Annotated in this window: 15 protein-coding genes; 5 read left to right on the top strand and 10 right to left on the bottom strand. The window is 64.5% G+C overall.

What is annotated here, in order from left to right; translation table 11 throughout:
- Nucleotides 1–4: 4 nt before the first annotated feature.
- Nucleotides 5–661: a potassium channel family protein gene (locus ACWHY3_RS11410; protein WP_448126595.1), complete on the bottom strand. Its 657-nt coding sequence runs from the start codon at nucleotides 659–661 to the stop codon at nucleotides 5–7.
- Between the two features lie 260 nt (nucleotides 662–921).
- On the opposite strand from ACWHY3_RS11410, the gene ACWHY3_RS11405 reads away from it, so the two are divergent.
- Nucleotides 922–2,367 (top strand): sodium-dependent transporter, encoded by a 1,446-nt coding sequence (locus ACWHY3_RS11405; protein WP_448126594.1) that lies wholly within the window; start codon nucleotides 922–924, stop codon nucleotides 2,365–2,367.
- 350 nt (nucleotides 2,368–2,717) lie between these two features.
- Here ACWHY3_RS11405 and ACWHY3_RS11400 read toward each other — a convergent pair whose 3' ends face one another.
- Nucleotides 2,718–3,539 (bottom strand): SIMPL domain-containing protein, encoded by an 822-nt coding sequence (locus tag ACWHY3_RS11400; protein WP_448126593.1) that lies wholly within the window; start codon nucleotides 3,537–3,539, stop codon nucleotides 2,718–2,720.
- Between the two features lie 136 nt (nucleotides 3,540–3,675).
- On the opposite strand from ACWHY3_RS11400, the gene ACWHY3_RS11395 reads away from it, so the two are divergent.
- Nucleotides 3,676–4,593, top strand: a complete 918-nt coding sequence (locus ACWHY3_RS11395; RefSeq protein WP_448126592.1) for a cobalamin-binding protein — start codon at nucleotides 3,676–3,678, stop codon at nucleotides 4,591–4,593.
- A 392-nt stretch (nucleotides 4,594–4,985) separates the two neighbouring features.
- Here ACWHY3_RS11395 and cobO read toward each other — a convergent pair whose 3' ends face one another.
- From cobO to ACWHY3_RS11375, 4 genes are all read right to left on the bottom strand, one after another.
- A complete protein-coding gene (gene cobO, locus ACWHY3_RS11390) occupies nucleotides 4,986–5,585 on the bottom strand; it encodes a cob(I)yrinic acid a,c-diamide adenosyltransferase (RefSeq protein WP_071232171.1) in 600 nt (199 codons plus the stop codon).
- Nucleotides 5,586–5,643: 58 nt separating this feature from the next.
- Nucleotides 5,644–5,952 (bottom strand): winged helix-turn-helix domain-containing protein, encoded by a 309-nt coding sequence (locus tag ACWHY3_RS11385; protein ID WP_087718998.1) that lies wholly within the window; start codon nucleotides 5,950–5,952, stop codon nucleotides 5,644–5,646.
- 88 nt (nucleotides 5,953–6,040) lie between these two features.
- Nucleotides 6,041–7,030: an SDR family NAD(P)-dependent oxidoreductase gene (locus ACWHY3_RS11380; RefSeq protein ID WP_087718999.1), complete on the bottom strand. Its 990-nt coding sequence runs from the start codon at nucleotides 7,028–7,030 to the stop codon at nucleotides 6,041–6,043.
- Between the two features lie 85 nt (nucleotides 7,031–7,115).
- On the bottom strand, nucleotides 7,116–8,738 hold the full coding sequence (locus ACWHY3_RS11375; RefSeq protein ID WP_448126591.1) for an ArnT family glycosyltransferase: 1,623 nt from the start codon (nucleotides 8,736–8,738) through the stop codon (nucleotides 7,116–7,118).
- A gap of 226 nt (nucleotides 8,739–8,964) precedes the next feature.
- Between ACWHY3_RS11375 and ACWHY3_RS11370 the strand changes: the two genes are divergently transcribed.
- Together ACWHY3_RS11370 and ACWHY3_RS11365 are read left to right on the top strand one after the other, a co-directional pair.
- Nucleotides 8,965–9,627 (top strand): response regulator, encoded by a 663-nt coding sequence (locus ACWHY3_RS11370; protein WP_448126590.1) that lies wholly within the window; start codon nucleotides 8,965–8,967, stop codon nucleotides 9,625–9,627.
- Nucleotides 9,624–11,024 (top strand): ATP-binding protein, encoded by a 1,401-nt coding sequence (locus tag ACWHY3_RS11365; protein ID WP_448126589.1) that lies wholly within the window; start codon nucleotides 9,624–9,626, stop codon nucleotides 11,022–11,024. The genes ACWHY3_RS11370 and ACWHY3_RS11365 overlap by 4 nt, the downstream gene beginning before the upstream one ends.
- A 74-nt stretch (nucleotides 11,025–11,098) precedes the next feature.
- On the opposite strand, the gene ACWHY3_RS11360 is transcribed toward ACWHY3_RS11365, so the two are convergent.
- The 4 genes from ACWHY3_RS11360 to fnr all read right to left on the bottom strand — a co-directional run bounded on the left by ACWHY3_RS11360 (nucleotide 11,099) and on the right by fnr (nucleotide 15,085).
- Complete coding sequence (locus ACWHY3_RS11360) at nucleotides 11,099–12,856, bottom strand: ArnT family glycosyltransferase (RefSeq protein WP_448126588.1); 1,758 nt, start codon at nucleotides 12,854–12,856, stop codon at nucleotides 11,099–11,101.
- A gap of 15 nt (nucleotides 12,857–12,871) precedes the next feature.
- Nucleotides 12,872–13,168 (bottom strand): lipid-A-disaccharide synthase N-terminal domain-containing protein, encoded by a 297-nt coding sequence (locus tag ACWHY3_RS11355; RefSeq protein ID WP_448126587.1) that lies wholly within the window; start codon nucleotides 13,166–13,168, stop codon nucleotides 12,872–12,874.
- A complete protein-coding gene (locus ACWHY3_RS11350; protein WP_448126586.1) occupies nucleotides 13,165–13,980 on the bottom strand; it encodes a glycosyltransferase family 2 protein in 816 nt (271 codons plus the stop codon). The genes ACWHY3_RS11355 and ACWHY3_RS11350 overlap by 4 nt, the downstream gene beginning before the upstream one ends.
- Nucleotides 13,981–14,314: 334 nt before the next feature.
- A complete protein-coding gene (gene fnr, locus ACWHY3_RS11345) occupies nucleotides 14,315–15,085 on the bottom strand; it encodes a fumarate/nitrate reduction transcriptional regulator Fnr (protein ID WP_087719006.1) in 771 nt (256 codons plus the stop codon).
- A gap of 437 nt (nucleotides 15,086–15,522) precedes the next feature.
- Here fnr and glgP point away from each other — a divergent pair, with 437 nt between their 5' ends.
- Nucleotides 15,523–18,048 carry an alpha-glucan family phosphorylase gene (gene glgP, locus ACWHY3_RS11340; RefSeq protein WP_448126585.1) on the top strand — a complete coding sequence of 842 codons (2,526 nt, stop codon included), beginning with the start codon at nucleotides 15,523–15,525 and terminating at the stop codon, nucleotides 18,046–18,048.
- Nucleotides 18,049–18,198 lie beyond the last annotated feature (150 nt).

Genomic DNA, 18,198 nt, shown 5'->3' with positions numbered 1-18,198 from the left:
GAACTCATATCTGGTTGCCGATCTCGCGCAGGGCCTGCAGATCGCCCATCAGGATCAGGCTATCGCCGGTCTGCAGCGGGGTCTCGTCGGAAGGATTGCGGAGCACCTCCTGGCCACGCTTGATGGCAACCAGAAACAGCGCATCGCGATCGAGCGCGAGACTGGCGACACTGGTGGCGTTTTCGAGCAGGCGTTCGGTGGTCTCGATCTCGACGATGAACTGGCGCTCGCCCAGTCGAATGAAATCGACCATGGCATGGTAGTTGAGACTCTCCGCCACCCGCACACCGACATCGTATTCCGGGTAGACCACGCGATCGGCACCGAGGCGCTTGAGCAGCTTGTAGTGGGAATCCGAGTCCGCCTTGGCCCAGATCTCCTTCGCGCCCAGTTCCTTGACGTGGAGCGTGCAGATCACGCTGGTCTCGACGTCGTCGTCGACAGCGATGACGACGACATCGTAGGCGTCCAGCGAGAGCTCGCCCAGCGCCTTTTCGTCAGTGAGGTCGGCGATCACGGCGTGATCGAGGATGTCCGAGAGGGCGTCGACCCGGGTGTCGTCCGAGTCGACGCCCAGCACCTGGTTCTGGTGGCGTTTCAATTCACGCGCGACGGTACTGCCGAAATAGCCCAACCCCAGAATGGCGAAGTGCCGGGACATCGGAATCTCCTTGCGAAGCTCTGTCTGGAATGAAACACCCACCGAACGGGTTGGATCATCGTCGTGTGCCAAGCTTTGCACAAGCCCCGGCATCGCACCAACCATGAGGCGGTCGCGCATAGGCCTCGTCGACGCTACAATCCCCCGCCGCATTGCCCGTCATCGGGACACTTCCGCCCGTCATGGGCGACTCTTTGCGCCGGATCCGGGCTTGATAGGGCCTGACTCGATCAGGCCTTCCACTGGAACGACGAGGAAGCATGACCGCAATCGCATCACCCAAGAACCTGTGGCTGGGACGCTGGGGCTTCGTCCTGGCGGCGACCGGCTCTTCGGTAGGCCTGGGCAACATCTGGAAGTTCCCCTACATGACCGGCGAGTATGGCGGCGGGGCGTTCGTCATGGTCTATCTGCTGTGCATCGCCGCCATCGGCGTGCCGGTGATGATGACCGAGATTGCGCTGGGGCGACGCGGGCGGGGCAGCCCGATCGACGCCATCCGCCGGGTGGCGAGAGAATCCGGGCGCAGCGGCCTGTGGTCGGGGCTCGGCTGGATGGCGATGCTGTGCGGCTTCATGATCCTGTCGTTCTATGTCGTGGTCGCCGGCTGGGCGGTCTCCTATCTGTGGAAGTCGCTCAGCGGCGGCCTGAGTGCCGATAGTGTCGAAGGCATGGCGGCGATCTTCGGCGCCAACAACGCCAACCCCTGGAACCTGGGGTTCTGGAGCACGCTGGTCACGCTGGCGACGATGGCGATCGTGGGACTGGGCGTGCAGGCGGGTATCGAACGCAGCGTGCGCTGGATGATGCCGGGGCTGGTGATCATGTTGGTGATCATGATCGTCTATGCGTTCTTTTCCGGCAGCTTCGGGGCCGGGGTGCATTTTCTGTTTGCCTTCGATCCCGGCAAGCTCACCGGACAAGCGGTACTGGCCGCGATGGGGCATGCCTTCTTCACCCTGTCGCTGGCCTCCGGCGCCATTCTGACTTATGGCGCCTATCTGCCGGCCGGCCAGTCCATCGGTCGTACCACGCTGATGGTCGCCATCTGCGATACGCTGGTGGCGTTGATGGCCGGGCTGGCGATCTTCCCGGTGATCTTCGCCAACGGCATGGACCCGGCCTCCGGCCCGGGGCTGATCTTCATGAGCCTGCCGCTGGCGTTTCAGCAGATGCCGCTGGGCGGCGTGATCGAGACGATCTTCTTCTTGATGCTCACCGTTGCCGCGCTGACATCCGCCATCTCGATGATCGAAGCCACGGTCGCGTGGCTGAACGAAAGCCACGGCGTATCGCGTGCCAGGGCAGCCTGGGGCGTCGGTATCCTGTTGTGGGTGGTGAGCACGCTCGCCATGCTGTCGTTCAACGTCGGCGCGGACTGGAAGCTGGCGGGGCGCCACTTCTTCGACTGGCTCGACTTCCTGACCTCGCGCTTCCTGATGCCGCTGGGCGGGCTGGGAACGGCAATACTGGCCGGATTCGTGTTGCGGCGGGAGAGTCTCGAGGAGGAACTGGGGCTGCCTTCGGCGGTTCACGCGCTGTGGCGATTCGCGATCCGTTACGTCTGCCCGCTGGCCATCGTGGTGGTATTCCTGGACGCGCTCGGCGCCCTGGGGGCCGGGTTCGACTGGCGCTGGATCGCCGCCATTCTCGCCCTGGCGTTGATCGGCGAGGTCGTTGTCGGGCGCGCAATGCGGCGGGCATGAGTCCCTTTTAGCCGGATGGATGGCCCGCCGTGTATGAATTTGCCACCCAATGACGCCTTTCAGAACGGCGCTGAACGACTATCGCCCGTACCGGGTCTTGCGTCATGGATGACGCAAGAGGCGCGTAGGGCAGGGATGCCCTTTCGCGCCGACCCGAGCGCGGGCGATTGGCGTTCAGGGTTTCGCCGTCTGTGGCGTCAAAAAGGGGAGCGCGAGGGTTCTCCCTCGCAATGACGCGCGAAAGGTTGGTTAACACTCGGTCAGTAGTCAGCTGGCTCTGCTTGAATGTATTACTGGATAAAGGGATTTGTAACGGCTTCGGGCGGGCTTCAGCGCCCGCCCGAACGACATCAGTCGTCGATTTCCCAGATCACGCTGACGCCCGCATCGATACTGATCTCGCCACTGCGATACTCGGCCGAGCTGCCGCTGCTGTCGGCCTCGGCGGCGCGCATCATCATTTGCGGCTGATAGCGGGGCGCGGTGGTCTCCTGGATATTGACGACGTCGCCCAGATCCACGTCCAGCGTCTTCGCCATCATCCTGGCCTTCTGGCGCGCCCGCTCGAGGGCCTGCTCGAGCGCTCGGTCGTCGGCGGCGTTGCTGTCCTGCAGCCCGTAGCTGACACCGTCGAGGGAATCGACACCGGCGGCGGTCAGGGCGTCGAGCACGCGCGGCAGCCGGTCGAGCTCGTTCAGCGTCAACGACACCGAGCGTTCGACCTGGGTGCGTACCTTCGGCGGCGCATTGTCATCGCCCCGGCTGGCGGTCTGCACATAGTCGGGGCGCACGCTGAGCGAGCCGGCGCGGATCTGCTTGCTGTCGACACCGGCGTTTTCCAGCGTCCGTATCAGTTCGCCGGTGCGGGATTCGAGCCGGTCCCGCGCTTCCTTGATGGCGTCGCTGTCGCCCGAGGTTTCCTCCCCCTGGACCTGGGCGGGCGTTCGCTCCCACAGCCGGGCATTCAGCGTCGCCTGGTCCGGCGCGACGTCGATCGTCGCGTTGGCCTGGACCTGAATCTGATGCGGTGTCTTGTCGGCGAGTGCCGGGGTGGCGAGCGTCAGGGTCGCCAGCGCGCCGGCCAGACCCAGGCCGATGGCGTGACCGAGCGCGCCATGGCGTTTCAACGGCCGGGCGGCAACCCGTGAGTGGTTGAGCGTGGAGAGAGACATGGCATTTCCTCTGTCGAGAAACCGGTATCGAGAAGCGTCGTTCGCGCGGAGGCGAACGTTGCATGGACGCCTGCAGCGCCATTCGGTTCCCATGCTATGCTCGCCCGCGCCATTAACCCAACCCGCCGAGTCGATGATGCGCTGTCTTTCCCTATTGCCGAGCCGATCGAGATCCGCCGTCGGTCGTCGGTCGCCAGGTTCGTTGCTGGCGCTGGCCTGCTGGCCGCTCGCCTGCGTCGCGGCCGGTGACGCCGAGACCATCAGCGTCGAGGACGCCAGCGGTCATACCGTGACGCTGGCGCAGCCGGCCGAGCGCATCATCGCGCTGGCGCCGCATCTGGTGGAGTCGAGCTATGCCGTCGGCGCCGGCAGCCAGCTGGTCGGCGTCATCGACGGCAGCGACTTCCCGCCGGCGGCGCGGCAGATCGATCGTGTCGGCAGCTATCGCGGCATTCCGCTCGAACTGATCGTCGCCAAACGGCCCGATCTCGTGCTCGCCTGGGGAAGCGGCACGCCAGCGTCGCTGGTCGAGCAGTTGGAGCGGCTGGATATTCCCGTCTATCGCAGCGAGCCGCGCCGGCTCGGCGAGACCGCGGATGAACTGCGGGATATCGGCCGGCTCACCGGACACGCCGCGAAAGGGGAGCGCGCCGCGCAGCGTTTCGAGGCGGCGCTGGACGAGACCGCCCAACTGCTCTCGCCGCCGCCGCGGGTGTTCTACCAGTTGGGGCAGTCTCCGCTGACCACGCTGGCAGGCGGCCAGATCGTGACTCAGGTCATTCGTCATTGCGGTGGGGCGCCACTGTTCGACGACGCTCCGGTGCTGATTCCGCAGATCGGCTGGGAATCGCTGATCGAGGCGCAGCCGCAGGTGATTCTGGCAGCGGGCAACGACGATGGCTGGCAGGCCTTCTGGGCCAGCCACGACGAGCTGCCGGCGGTACGCGACGGCGCGCTCTACACACTGGAACCGGACGCCATCAGCCGCCCCGGGCCGCGCATGATCGAAGGCGTGCGCGAGGTATGTCGAGCACTTGCTGAGGCGAGCCGCTAGGGTCTGTTGACGTTTCAGCGCGAACCGCGTTGCTGCGCCAAATGGCGCCAGGCCAGGCGCGGGATGCAGAGAAGGGTGGTTCCCTTTTCCAATCCCGCAACGCCGCATGGCGCCATTTGCCGTGCAACCCGAAGGGCCGGGCCAGTTTTTGCACGGTGCTGCGTTATTCGTCGTTCATTTGGAATGACCAAACTACGCTCCTCACGCCTTGCCCCGCACAAAAACTGGCTCCGGCGCGGCCGTGCATGAAACGTCAACAGACCCTAGCCGACGAGTCGATAGCCGAAACGGAACTATTGGCCGCGTTTCATAGCTCGTGGCCCTTGGTCCTTAGCTCTTGGCCCGCAGCTCTTAGCTCTTAGCTCGCAGCTCGTGGCTCATGACTCGTGGCTTTAATAGTCGATGCCGCGACGCGCTTGAATTCCCGCATTGAAGGCATGCCGGGTCTCTTGCATCTCGGTGACGGTATCCGCCATCTCGACAAGCTCGCGGTGCGCATTGCGCCCGGTGACGATGACGCTCTGCTCCGGCGGACGGTTGGCGATGGCGCGCCTGACCGTTTCGAACTCCAGATAGCCGAACTTGAGCATGTAGGTGAGCTCGTCGAGCACCACCAGATAGACGTCGGGATCGGCGAGCATCCGCTCGGCTTCCCGCCACACTTCTAGACAGGCCGCGGTGTCGCTGTCGCGGTTCTGGGTCTCCCAGGTGAAGCCCGTGGCCATCACGTGGACCTCGAGACTGGGATCGTCGATCAGCCGGTCGCGCTCGCCGCACTCCCACAGCCCCTTGATGAACTGGATCACGCCGACACGATAGCCGTAACCCAGCGCGCGGGTGACGGTGCCCCACGCCGCCGTGGTCTTGCCCTTGCCGTTGCCGGTGAAGACCAGCAGCAGGCCACGCTGCTCGGTGGCGGCGGCGATCTTTTCGTCGACGTGGGATTTGAGTTTCTGCATGGCTTGCTGGTGACGCTGCTGGCGATCACTCATGGGGAGCTCCAAACGGTATCGATTGCCTTTGCCGGGCGGTGCGAAGAGAGAGCCGGACTCAGACCCCGGGAAGCGGATAACCCAGGGCTTCGGCGATCTCGCCGGCGTGGCGTTCCAGCCAGGCCGGCGAGATCGGCCCCCAGTCGCGGATCACGTAGCGCCCGATCTGGTGACGCTCGCCCTCGGACTGTTCGAATTCACAGCGGATATCGAGTTCGCCCAGCGCTGCCAGGGTGTCCTGGGCGGTACGACGCGGCATGCCACTGATCTCGACGATGGCCGGCACGCTCGCGGCGAGGCCGGTGTCGATCAGGTGGGCGACATAGAGGCGGCGGTAGAAGCTGGTGCGGGTCTTGCTCAGGGGCATGCGCGGGCTCGTCGAATGGGCATCAGAGGCCAGATGCTACGCCAATGCGGCCCGTTCGACGACCGTTGACCGCGTGAGGGGACGCGGCTCAGGTGGGCATCGCTTCCAGCATGAGCTCGCGATAGTCGAGCAGCCAGGCAACGAAGCGATCGATGCCCCGCTCGAGAGAGACCTGAGGCGTGTAATCGATGACCGACCGCAACTTGCGGGTATCTGCCCAGGTGCGCTCGACGTCGCCCGGCTGCATCTGCTTGAAGTGTCGGGTGGCAGTGGTGCCCAGGCGCTTTTCCAGCGTGTCGACGAAGTCGAGCAGGGCGATCGGCTTGCCGCGGCCCAGGTTGTAGATTTCGTGGGGTGCCGAACGATCCGGGCCGAGGCCGGGCGCGTGGGGCAGCAGCCGCACGATGCACTCGACCACATCGTCGATATAGGTGAAGTCTCTCGCCATGCGGCCGTGGTTGAAGATCGCGATCGGCTCGCCGCGCAGCAGGCTGGCGGCAAACAGGCAGGGCGCCATGTCCGGTCGCCCCCACGGGCCGTAGACGGTGAAGAAGCGCATGCCGGTGGCCGGCAACTGGTGCAGGTCGGCGTAGCTGTAGGCCATCATCTCGTTGGCGCGCTTGGTCGCGGCGTAGATCGAGGCCGGCTGATCCACGGGGTCCGTTTCCCGAAATGGCAGTGTCTTCTGGCGACCATAGACCGAACTGGAGGAAGCGTAGAGCAGATGCTCGATCCCGTGGCGCTTGCAGACATCGAGCACGTTGAGAAACCCCGTCAGGTTGCTGCGGCCGTACTCGTGGGGATGGTCGACGGAATGACGCACGCCGGCCTGCGCTGCCAGATTGACGACGTGGGTGAAGCCCTCGCGCGCGAAAAGCGCATCCAGCGATGCCAGATCCGCGATATCCAGATGGTGAAAGGGGACGCCCGTTAACCGGTCCACGCGCGCCTGCTTGAGCGAGACGGCGTAGTAGTCGTTGAGATTGTCCAGCGCGACGACCTCGTGACCATCGCGAGCGAGGCGGTTGGCCAGGTGGAAGCCGATGAACCCGGCGGCGCCGGTGACGAGTATTTTCATGCCAGTTTTCTATCCTTAAACGAACCTTCACCGCTTTTATCTTGAGCGAATCTTCATTGCTTTGGCCGCGGGTGACGATGGAATGTCATCCATCACACGCGGGTATCCGGGAATCCAGCGCTAGTGCCCTGACGGGGACGATATCCAGCTTGCCTCCACGATAATCGAAGACGTGAGCAGCGCCATCGTTGGCGATCAATGAACGAAGATCGCGGTCGCGGCCCACGATCCAGCCGTCGGGCGCCCGATGCCTGAATTCGCACAGCTCTGCAGGGTCACCGCTCAATGTGACGAGCGGCTTTTTCAAACGGCCTGCAAACTGGAAGGTCGCCTGGTAGCCGTCACCATTGAAGGCGACGGGCACGCCGTCGAGTTCCAGCCGGGCGAGCAACTGACTGGCCGCACTGACGTCGTATCGGCTCCAGAGGGGAGCCAGCATCAGCTGGGTGGCGATCAGCACGGCGATACCTGTGCCGAGGGCGAGTCCTCGAGCCGCCTCGGCACCGCCATGCCAGCGCTGGCGCCAGAGAATGACGGCGAAGGCGATCAGTACCAGAATGCCGAAGGGCGACACCATCGAACGGGTCACGGCATCGGCACCGAAAACTCCCAGCCCCAGGGCTACCACACCGAGCACGACGATGGCCGCCGCTGCCAGACGGGGGCGAAGGACTTGCCGAGGGTCGACACGGCCAAGGCCGTCCATGACGAGCAGCGCCAGCGCCGGCAGTAGCGGCATCAGGTAGTGAATCTGCTTGCCGCTGATCAACGAGAAGGCGAGCAGTGGCCCGGCCAGCCAGATCCAGGCCAGCCGTTGATGCCGATATGTCGGGAGCCGCCACCATGCGCCCGACGACAGCGACCAGGGAAACGCCAGCAGTGGCAACCAGGGCAGATACCACCAGGTCGGTCTGGCATGGGCCATGGCGTGCTGCAAGCGATTGACGCTCTGGCCCCAGAGCAAGTCCTGGGCATAGTCACGCCCGCCGATCCAGGCGGCAGGTAGCGCCCAGGCCAGCAGCATGGCGAATCCCAGCATCAGCGCCAGGGCAAGGTGGCGCCGCCCCGACTGGCCCAGCGGCGTGGCTCGCCAGAGCGGAATCGTCAGCAGAATCGGGGCCAGCGTCACGAAGGCGGCCGGACCCTTGGCGAGCAGGGCCAGCCCCAGCCAGATCCCGCTGATCGATGCCTTGCGCAGAGTGAAGACGCCTGCGATCAGGGGAGAGATGGCGCCCAGCAGGCAAGCACTCAACAGCACATCGAACATCAGTGCGCTGCTATAGAGAGACCACATCAGCATGGCGCTGAGCACCATGGGGGCCAGCCGTGCCTGGCTGCCGGCGTAGCCCAGGCGGCGGGCGATACGGTAGAGATGCATCATCGCGACCAGCGATGCCAGCGGCGAGATCAGCTTGGGCCACCAGTCGTTGACCCCGAACAGCGACCAGCCGGACTGAATCAGCCAGAACAGCAGCGGCGGCTTGTCGGCATAGGGCGCTCCGTTCATCAATGGGAGCCAGAAGGAATGGGCATGCCACATTTCCCAGGCGACCGAGACATAGCGGGTCTCGTCGATGGGTGTCAGCGGCCTGGCCAGGGCGCTGGCGAGCGCCATTGCCCAGAGCAGGGCGATGACGAAGGTATCCCGGTATCTGGCTGCCCACTGCAGGAGAGATAGAGAGTGCGAGAGTCTGCGGGTGGTGATCATCAGATCGCGCCCCAAGATGGCTGAGAGGCGCTACTTTGACGGCGCTGTCTTAACGAAACATTATCGGGAACGGAAGGCGATCGGCGGCCAGCCTGGCGCTGGGCGCCGGTGGCATGCATGAGGCGCAAGGCGCGATAAGAAACCGTTAAGGTGGGTGTGTCTCAATAGGATCGAATGGGCGAGTTCCTGTCGAGCTCCCTGATGGTCAACGAAAACGGAAACCGCAATGCGCGTATTGTTGGTGGAAGACGATCCCCTGCTGGGGGACGGTATCCGGACTGCTCTGATCCGGGAAGGTTACGTGGTGGACTGGCTACTGAAGGGGCGCGAAGCACTGGAGGCGGTGCGTGTCGAGCCATTCTCGCTGGTGGTGCTCGATCTGGGCCTGCCGGACATCGACGGCCTGGAGGTGCTCAGAAGCATCCGACGCCAGCATCCGCTGCCGGTTCTGGTCCTGACGGCCCGGGATGCGGTCGAGCAGCGGATCGCCGGGCTGGACGCCGGGGCCGACGACTACGTGCTCAAGCCGTTCGACCTGCAGGAGCTGCTGGCGCGGATGCGGGTCGTGACGCGTCGCGCCGAGGGCCGCTCGACCCAGCTGCTGTCGATCGGACGATTGACCATCGACGAATCGCAGCATGAAGTCAGCTGGAACGGCAGCCCGGTCACGCTGGGACGCCGGGAGTTCGCCCTGCTGCTCGAACTGGCCCGGAACCGCGACAAGGTCATGTCGCGGCCCAAACTGGAAAGCCTGCTTTACGGCTGGGGAGAAGAGGTCGGTTCCAACGCGCTGGAAGTCCATGTCCACCACCTTCGCCGCAAGCTGGACAAGCATCTGATCACCACGGTCCGCGGGATCGGCTATCGGTTGGACAGTCGCGCGGCATGACATCGATTCGTCGCTACCTCAATTACACGCTCATCGGCGTTCTGCTGGTGGTCATGGGGCTGGCGGTGACTGCTGCCTACCTGATCACGCGTCACGAGATGGAAGAGATCTTCGACGCCCAGCTCAGCCTTCAGGCACGAGTGGTCGCGGCGCTGGTCGATGCCGATACGACGCCGCAGGAGTATCGGGCGGTCGCCGAGAAGCTGTCGCAACCGGGACATTTCGCCCGCTGGTACGGCGAGACAGACAACCCCATTTCGCAGGTCGCCGAGCCGAAGCTCTATGACCACGAAGAGCGGATGCTGTCGCTGGGCTTCTGGGGCGCCGATCGTCAGCCGATGTTGATGGGCGCGCGCTGGGACGCCCGGGACGAGGCGTTCCCGCCGCCCGAGAAAGAGGGCCATCGCTGGGTCGGCTACGATGGCTATCGCTGGCGTGTGTTCAGCATGCCGATCGATGGCGGGCGCTGGATCAGCGTGGGCCTGCGCGAATCATTCCAGGACGAGCTGTCCAACAAGGTGGCGTGGGGCAACTTCCTGCCGTTGCTGCTGGCGCTGCCGATACTGATCTGGCTGATTGCCAGACTGATCCGGCGCGGGCTGAAACCGATCGATCATCTTTCCCGCCAGGTTCAGACCCGAGACGAAAGAGATCTCAGCCCGATCCGGGTGGACGTGCCGCAAGAGCTGCAGGCTCTGCGCGGAGCGCTCAACGATTTCATCGAGCGTCTGGGCCAGACGCTCGAGCGCGAGCGGCGCTTTACCGCCGATGCCGCGCACGAACTGAGAACCCCGCTGGCGGCGATGAAGATCCACCTCGACAACGCCCGTTTCGGCGAGCCCAGTGCGCTGGACAAGGCCTACAACGGGATCGAGCGCCTGCAACGGGTGGTCGAGCAACTGCTGCTGCTGGCGCGCCTGGATATCCGCCAGGAGCGTCCGGCGCCGGAGAGGGTCCGGCTGCCGGCGCTGGTCATGGATCTGGCCGCCGATCTCTGGCCGCTGGCCGAATCCCGACAGCAGACGCTGGATATCGTCGAAGGCGAGCCGGTAAACGTCGTCGGCAATGCCACCGAGCTGGGGATTCTGATCCGCAACCTGATGGACAATGCGCTGCGCTATACCCCACCGGGAGGCGAAGTGAGCGTGGCGGTCGGTGTCGATAAACGTCACCCATGGCTGACTATCGACGACTCCGGCCCCGGCATTCCGGAACCGCTGCTGGAGGCCGTGACGCAGCGCTTCCAGCGGGCTTCCGACCAGCGTATCAGCGGCAGCGGGCTGGGGTTGTCGATCGCCTCCGAGATGGCCGAGCGGCAGCGCTTGACGATGACGCTTGCCAACCGCGAGGGCGGCGGCTTGCGGGTTCGGCTGGACTGGCTTGATCCCGTCGTTTGATCCGCCGCCCGGTGGCGTGATCGACTCCTCCAGCGAGCTTTTTCCTGCATTCCTTTCGCTTGCGTCCGTTTCTTCTACACCCGAGGCGCGCTGCCGGTCTCGTCCGGCAGCGTCGTCGGCGCCACGAAGATCGGCGCTGCCGCTTCGTCTCCCCGGCACTCGCCGACGGCGGTGGCCGGCACCAGCCACCAGGCGTCCCCGTTCTGGATGCCCATGTCATGAATCCGGGCCTGATCGATGCAGGCGTAGTCCTCGGCCTGGCGTTTCATCGCGAACATCCAGCGGCTATCGTCCTGCTGCAGCCACGCGAAAGCGCGCAGGAGCTGGTCTTGGGCCGGGGTCTTGTCGCCGAACTGGATGCTGGGCTGGCGCGACTGCAGCAGAAACTCCTCGTCGTAGTCCGGCAGGGCCAGCCAGGCTCCGGCACCGGTGATCGATTCGACCTCGGCCATCATGTCGCGAGGCGAGCGGGCGTGGTCCTGCAGGGCGTAGCCCCAGGTCGACCAACTGATCCAGAACACCGCCAGCCAGCTGCCCAGCGCCCACAGCCCGCGGCGGGGCCGCATGACGACCAGCAGCCCGACGGCGACGGCGCCGATGACGATCCACCACGCCCAGGGCGATACGGCATGACGCTCGGCGATCTTGGCCAGCGCGGGCAGGCCGGCGAGACCCAGGATGCCGGCGATCAACAGAAGGCCGCCCAGCAAGGCCAGCAGGCCGAACCCCAGCCAGTGCAGGCGCTTCCTTGCGATCAGGCCGGGCAGCAGCGGCGCCATCGCCAGCACCAGCAGCGGCACGGTCGGCAGCATGTAGACGCCGCGTTTTCCGGGTGACAGGGAGAAGAAGGTCACGATCAGGACCACCGAACTGAGCGGAAGCCAGATCCGCGCGTCGGATCGCCGCAACCGTCGCCACCAGGCCGGAATCGCCCAGGGGAACGCCAGAATCAGCGGCATCCAGGCCCAGGGCAGTACCTTGACCAGGTAGTAGTACCAGGGCTCGAGATGGGCCCAGGAGTCGGCATAGCGCTGGCCGGTCTGCTTGAACAGGATATTGTCCCGGTAGGCGGCCAGTGAAGGGTCGTCTCCCCAGGTCGCCATGAGGACCATCGGCACGGCCCAGGCGGCCACGCACAGCAGCATGACGCCAATGCCCCGAATGGCATCCTTGAGCGTGATGCGTGTGATTTTTCCGCGAGCGTTCTTGCGAAAATCGCCGAGATAGCCCATCCAGAGCCAGGCTGGCAGCAGCGTCAACGGCAGGATGCCGACGCCCTTGGTGATGATGCCGAGTCCCATCGCCGCCCAGCCGATCAACCACCAGCACCGGTCCGGCCCCAGCAGCGCGTGTCGCAGCAAGCCGTAGGACGCCAGCGTGGTGAAGAAGGTCAGCATCATGTCGATCTGCGCCGTCTTGGCCTGCAGCACGAACTGGAAGGCCGTCAGCAGCGCCAGGCCGGACAACAGCGCGACGCGCCGACCGTGCAGACGCCGACACAGATCGACGACCAGCAACAGCGTGCCGACGCCGGCCAGCGTCGTCGGGATCAGAAATCCCCAGCGCACGGAGCCGGTGAGCCAGATACTCAGGGCCGAGGCCCACATGAATACCGGCGGCTTGTCGGGATAGAGTTCGCCACCGCGATGCGGAAACCAGAATTGCCCGGTGCGCAGCATTTCCAGCGCGTTCAGGGCAAAGCGCGGCTCATCGGCCGGCCACGGATCGCGCAGGCCGATGCCGATGCCCAGCAGCACCACGGTGAACAGCAGCAACAGTAGCCAGGCACGCCGATACCGTGCCTGTGACGGGTCGGTCAGGAAGCGTCGCATGGAGGGAATTTCCGTTCAGGAGTTCGAGACATCTTCCGGCGACGCCGTCTGCCGCTGTTCTCGCCGGATCAACATCAGATTACGGATGTAGATGATCAATCCGGCGCCCTGACCGGCAATGAACACCGGATCGCGCCGGTAGATGGCGTAGGCCAGCAGCGTTGCGCCGCCGCCCAGGCTGAAGAACCAGAATGCGACCGGGATGATGCTGCGCCTGGCACGCTCGCTGGCGAGCCACTGGATGATGAAGCGGGCCGAGAACAGCGCCTGGCCGATGAAGCCGATGGTCACCCATAGCCACTCCTGGTTCATCGTGCCGGCTCCGCGTCGTTCGATTCCGCGCGGCTCTCGACCAGCGCCGGGTCGGGCTGGATCGAGTCGGCGATGACTGCCGGCAGCCGGCTTCGGCGCCGCAGCCACATCACGCCGACCATGTCCACAAGGCCGACCCACAGCCGGTTGCTGAGGCCGTAATGCGACTTGCCCGCGCCGCGTGGGCGGTGATTGACGGGGACCGAGACGCACTCGCCGCCTTGGGCGCGTACCAGCGCCGGCAGGAAACGGTGCATGTGATCGAAATAGGGCAGCAGCAGGAAGGCGTCGCGGCGCACCACCTTGAGGCCGCATCCGGTGTCGGGCGTCGCGTCGTTGAGCAACGCCGAGCGAACACGGTTGGCGACCCTGGACGAGACGCGCTTGATCCAGTCGTCCCGGCGGTTGGTGCGATGGCCGGCGACGAGTGTCACGTCGCCACGCTGGGCGCGTTCGAACAGCCTGGGCAGGTCGGCCGGATCGTTCTGACCGTCGCCATCCAGCGTGCCCAGCCAGGTGCCGCGGGCCGCCCAGGCCGCCTGCCAGACCGAGGTGCTCTGTCCGGCGCTGGTTGCATGCCGCAGCGGGCGCAGGCGGGCATCCTTCTCCGCACGCTGTCTCAGCAGTTCCCAGGTGCCGTCCGTCGAGGCATCGTCGACCACGATCACCTCGTGGTCGATATCGGCGAGCGCCAGACTGATTTCATCGAGCAGGCGGGGGAGATTGCCGGCTTCATCCTTGGCCGGTATCAGGATCGAGAGCAGGGGTGGCGGAACGGATGACAGGAGGGAGGATTGGAGAGAGGAATGCATCAATGACAATTTTCCTGGCAATGGGACCGGTAAGCGCGGTCCGCCCTGTAACATTCAACGGCGTTGCTGACAGAACGCTTCTTCATGCGCAATGAGCACACTCCCGCTTGATGAAATGGGCTTGATGAAACGTCGCTTGCGGCTTTCATGAAAGTGTCGTCTACCAAAAATAAGCCAGACGCGGGCCGACCGCAGTGCGGGGGCCAATATGGTGGGCAATGGTCGCGTTTCAGACTTAAAGAAAGCTTAAGGGGCTCGGTATCTCAAGGGGCTCGATATCCCCTAGCCGGGTACCGGCCATGGCGGTGCGCCGCGCGGAAGGCCCACCGCAGGATCAATGCTGGTGGACGGCGGCGGATCTGGCTCGGCAATTGGCGCTCTGGGAGCGCTGGTAGAGGGCTTCGGGCTGCAGAATGCGAAGCTCCCGGCCGTCGAGCGCTATCAGCGACTGCTGCTGCAGTCGGCCGAGAATCCGGCTCACCGTTTCGAGAGCGAGCCCCAGGTAATTGCCGATATCGGTGCGGGACATCGGCAGGCGGAAGCGCTCGGGGGAGTAGCCGTAACGCTCGAAACGTCGTGCCAGATCCAGGAGAAAGCTCGCCATCCGTTCGTCGGCGCTTTTGCAGGTCAACAACCGGATCAGGCGATGTTCGTCACCCATGATGCGGCTCATGCTGCGATAAAGCTGGTTGCGCAGCTCCGGCATGCGCTCGGCGAGGGCGTCCAGCTGATGAAAGGGAATCTCGCAGGCCGTCGACCGTTCCAGGGCGATGATGAACCCTGCATGGCTTCCTTCTTCGATACTTTCCAGTCCCATCAGCTCGCCCGGCAGATGGAAGTGACTGATCTGTTCCTCGCCATCCTGATCGAGCACGACCTGCTTGAAGCTCCCGGAACGAACCGCAAAGATCTGCGCGAACGGCTCCCCTTGACGGCAGAGCACTTCGCCGCGGACCAGCGGCGCTCGGCGCTTGATGATGGCGTCGAAGTCTTCCATGGCTTGCGCTTTCAGAGCCAAGGGCAAACATAACGAACTGAGGCTGCAAGTACGACAGTGAGTACCGGGACCGGGGCGGCAGGGACCACCAATGGGCGATACGGACATGACGCCACCCCTCGCTTCGTGACTTGACGACGTTATCAAGTCTGGCCTTGTGACAGGGAACAACGGCTTGCACGAACATGATGCATAACGGCGGTAGTAGAGCGAGAAGTAGTAGAACGAGAAAAGGCGGGGAGTTCAACAGTGATGATGTAAGCAGGCTGTCGCCGCGAGCGGGGTTTCTTTACATTCGGTAAGCCGAGCGGTTACGGAGTGCTCGTTGTTCGATCAGGCGCTTTGTTCGTCATCATCGTTCATCTCTCGGCCTGCCTTTTACACCCGCCGGCAGCGCGCGGAATTGATCCCGGTCAAGCCGTGGCACCGAACAGCGGTATACCTTCCGACAGGTGGCTATCCACATCCTCCGGGGCGACCATCGACCCGACAATGGCGGCGTTCCGTATCGAGCATATCGGTTCGGCAGTGAAGGAGCATGCACCGTGACATCACCGTACGAACTGCCTGGGGCGGCCATCGAGGGCTTCGATACCTTGGTCGAGCTGGCACTGGATCTGAGCGGGACGTGGAAGCATGCCACCGACAGGATCTGGCGGGAGCTGGATACCACCCTCTGGAACCTGACACACAACCCCTGGGCGGTGCTGCAGGCGGTATCGCGCGAGAAGCTCGCCCGGACGCTGGCCGATCCGGAATTTCGAAACCGACTGGAGCAGCTGGCACGCCGCGATCGCGAGCAGCACGGTCTTCCCAGCTGGTTCGAGCAGAGTCACCCCAGGGCGCCTTTCACCGCCGTGGCCTACTTCAGCATGGAGTTCATGGTCAGCGAAGCGCTGCCGATCTATTCCGGCGGGTTGGGCAACGTGGCCGGCGATCATCTCAAGGCAGCGAGTGATCTTGGTGTTCCCATCATCGGTATCGGCCTGCTCTACCAGCAGGGCTATTTCCGCCAACTGATCGACAGCGACGGGAATCAACACGCGCTGTATCCCTACAACGACCCCGGGCAGCTGCCCATCACGCCGCTGCGGACGGTGAATGGCGAATGGCTGCGCCTGCAGATCGTGCTGCCTGGCTACTCGGTATGGCTACGGGCCTGGCAGGCCCGCATCGGGCGGGTGACGCTCTACCTGCTGGACAGCAACGACACCGCCAATTATCCCGCCCACCGCGGCATCACCAGCGAACTCTATGGCGGCGATGCCGAGCTCCGGCTCAAGCAGGAGATGGTGCTGGGCATCGGCGGTTGGCGCTTGCTCGAAGCCCTCGATCTGCATCCGCAGGTCTGTCATCTCAACGAGGGCCATGCGGCGCTGGTCGTGCTGGAGCGGGCGCGCAGCTACATGCAGCGCACCGGCACCGACTTCGAGACCGCGTTAACCATCACCCGTGCCGGCAATCTCTTCACCACTCATACCGCGGTCGCCGCCGGTTTCGACCGGTTTTCCCCCGCGCTGATCGCGCAGTACCTGCAGCACTACGCCGAAGAGAAATTGAAGATTCCGCTGGCCGAGCTGCTTGCGCTGGGGCGTAGCCGCTCGGGGGAGGATGACGAGCCCTTCAACATGGCGTGGCTTGCCTGCCGGGGCAGCGGCTTCATCAATGGTGTCAGCCAGCTGCATGCCAGGGTCAGCCGTCACATTTTCCAGCCACTGTTTCCCCGTTGGCCGACGCCGGAGCTGCCCATCGCTCACGTCACCAATGGCGTCCACATGCCGAGCTGGGATTCGGCGCCGGCCGACGCGCTCTGGACCCGAGCCTGCGGCAAGGAGCGCTGGCTGGGGTGCAGCGAGCCGCTGGCGATGAGCATCCGTCACCTCGATGATGCCACCCTGTGGCAGTTTCGGACCGAGGCCAACCGGGAGCTCGTCGAGCAGCTTCGTGAGCGCCTGGCACACCAGCTGGCGACGGCTGGCGCAACGCCGGAGGCCATCGAGAGCGCCCGGCAGGTGTTCGAACCGCGGATCATGATACTGGGCTTCGCCCGACGCTTTGCGACCTACAAGCGCCCCAACCTGCTGCTTCACGATCCGCAGCGCCTGAAGGCGTTGCTGACCCACCCCGAACGCCCGATGCAACTGGTGCTGGCCGGCAAGGCACATCCGGCGGACAGGACGGGGCAGGCGCTGATCCAGCAGTGGGTGCGGTTCATTCGGGAGGAGAATGTCGGCCATCGGGTGGTGTTCCTGGCCGATTACAACATGCAGCTGACCGAACAGCTGGTGCAGGGCGTCGACGTGTGGCTCAACACCCCGCGGCGACCGTGGGAGGCCTGTGGCACCAGCGGCATGAAGGTGCTGGTCAACGGTGGCCTCAATCTCTCCGAGCTGGATGGCTGGTGGGCCGAGGCGTACGCCCCCGAGGTGGGATGGGCGCTGGGCGACGGCCGCGAGCACACGGACGACCCCGGCTACGATGCTCAGGAGGCCGAAGCGCTTTATCACCTGCTCGAGCACGAGGTGCTGCCCGCCTTCTATACCCGCGACGAAGCGGACGTCCCGGTGGACTGGGTGGCACGCATGCGCGAGAGCATGGCACGGCTGACGCCGCTGTATTCCACCAACCGATCGCTTCCCCAGTATGTCGAGCGGTACTACATTCCCCTGGCCGAGGCCTGGCGTGGCCGGGCAGCCGATGACGGTGCCCGGGGACACCGGATCGTGAATCGTCGCCGACAGCTGGATCGGCACTGGCCGGAAGTCGCCTTCGAATCGGTGGAGACGGAAAGCGATGGCCATCAGCATCGATTCCGGGCGCGTGTCCGGCTGGGCGAGCTCTCTCCGGAGGCGCTTCTGGTCGAACTCTATGCCGATGGCGTCAGTGGAAGAGCCGCTATTTGTCAGCCGATGATCCAGAACGTGGACTTTCCTCGCAGCGGCGAGGCGATCTACGAAACCCGAATCACCAGTCACCGGCCGGTGACCGATTTTACCGTGCGGCTGCGTCCTGCACCCATCGACCTGATCAGTATCCTCGAAGAACCCCGGGTACTGTGGCAGGGCGGCTAGGCTTTGTCTGAAAACTGCCTGCGCTCGGCCATACGGCGTTAAAAATCGGCTCAAAGTACTCATTTACACCGCGTAAACTCCGTCTTTTCACCGATTTTTGCCTTGTCTGACCTTCGCTCGACGACTCTTCAGACAAAACCTAGGGAATTC

It is taken from the genome of Salinicola sp. NYA28a, assembly GCF_976982775.1.
The sequence above is the reverse complement of the archived record's forward strand: the minus strand, read 5'-3'. Positions and strand labels throughout refer to the sequence as shown.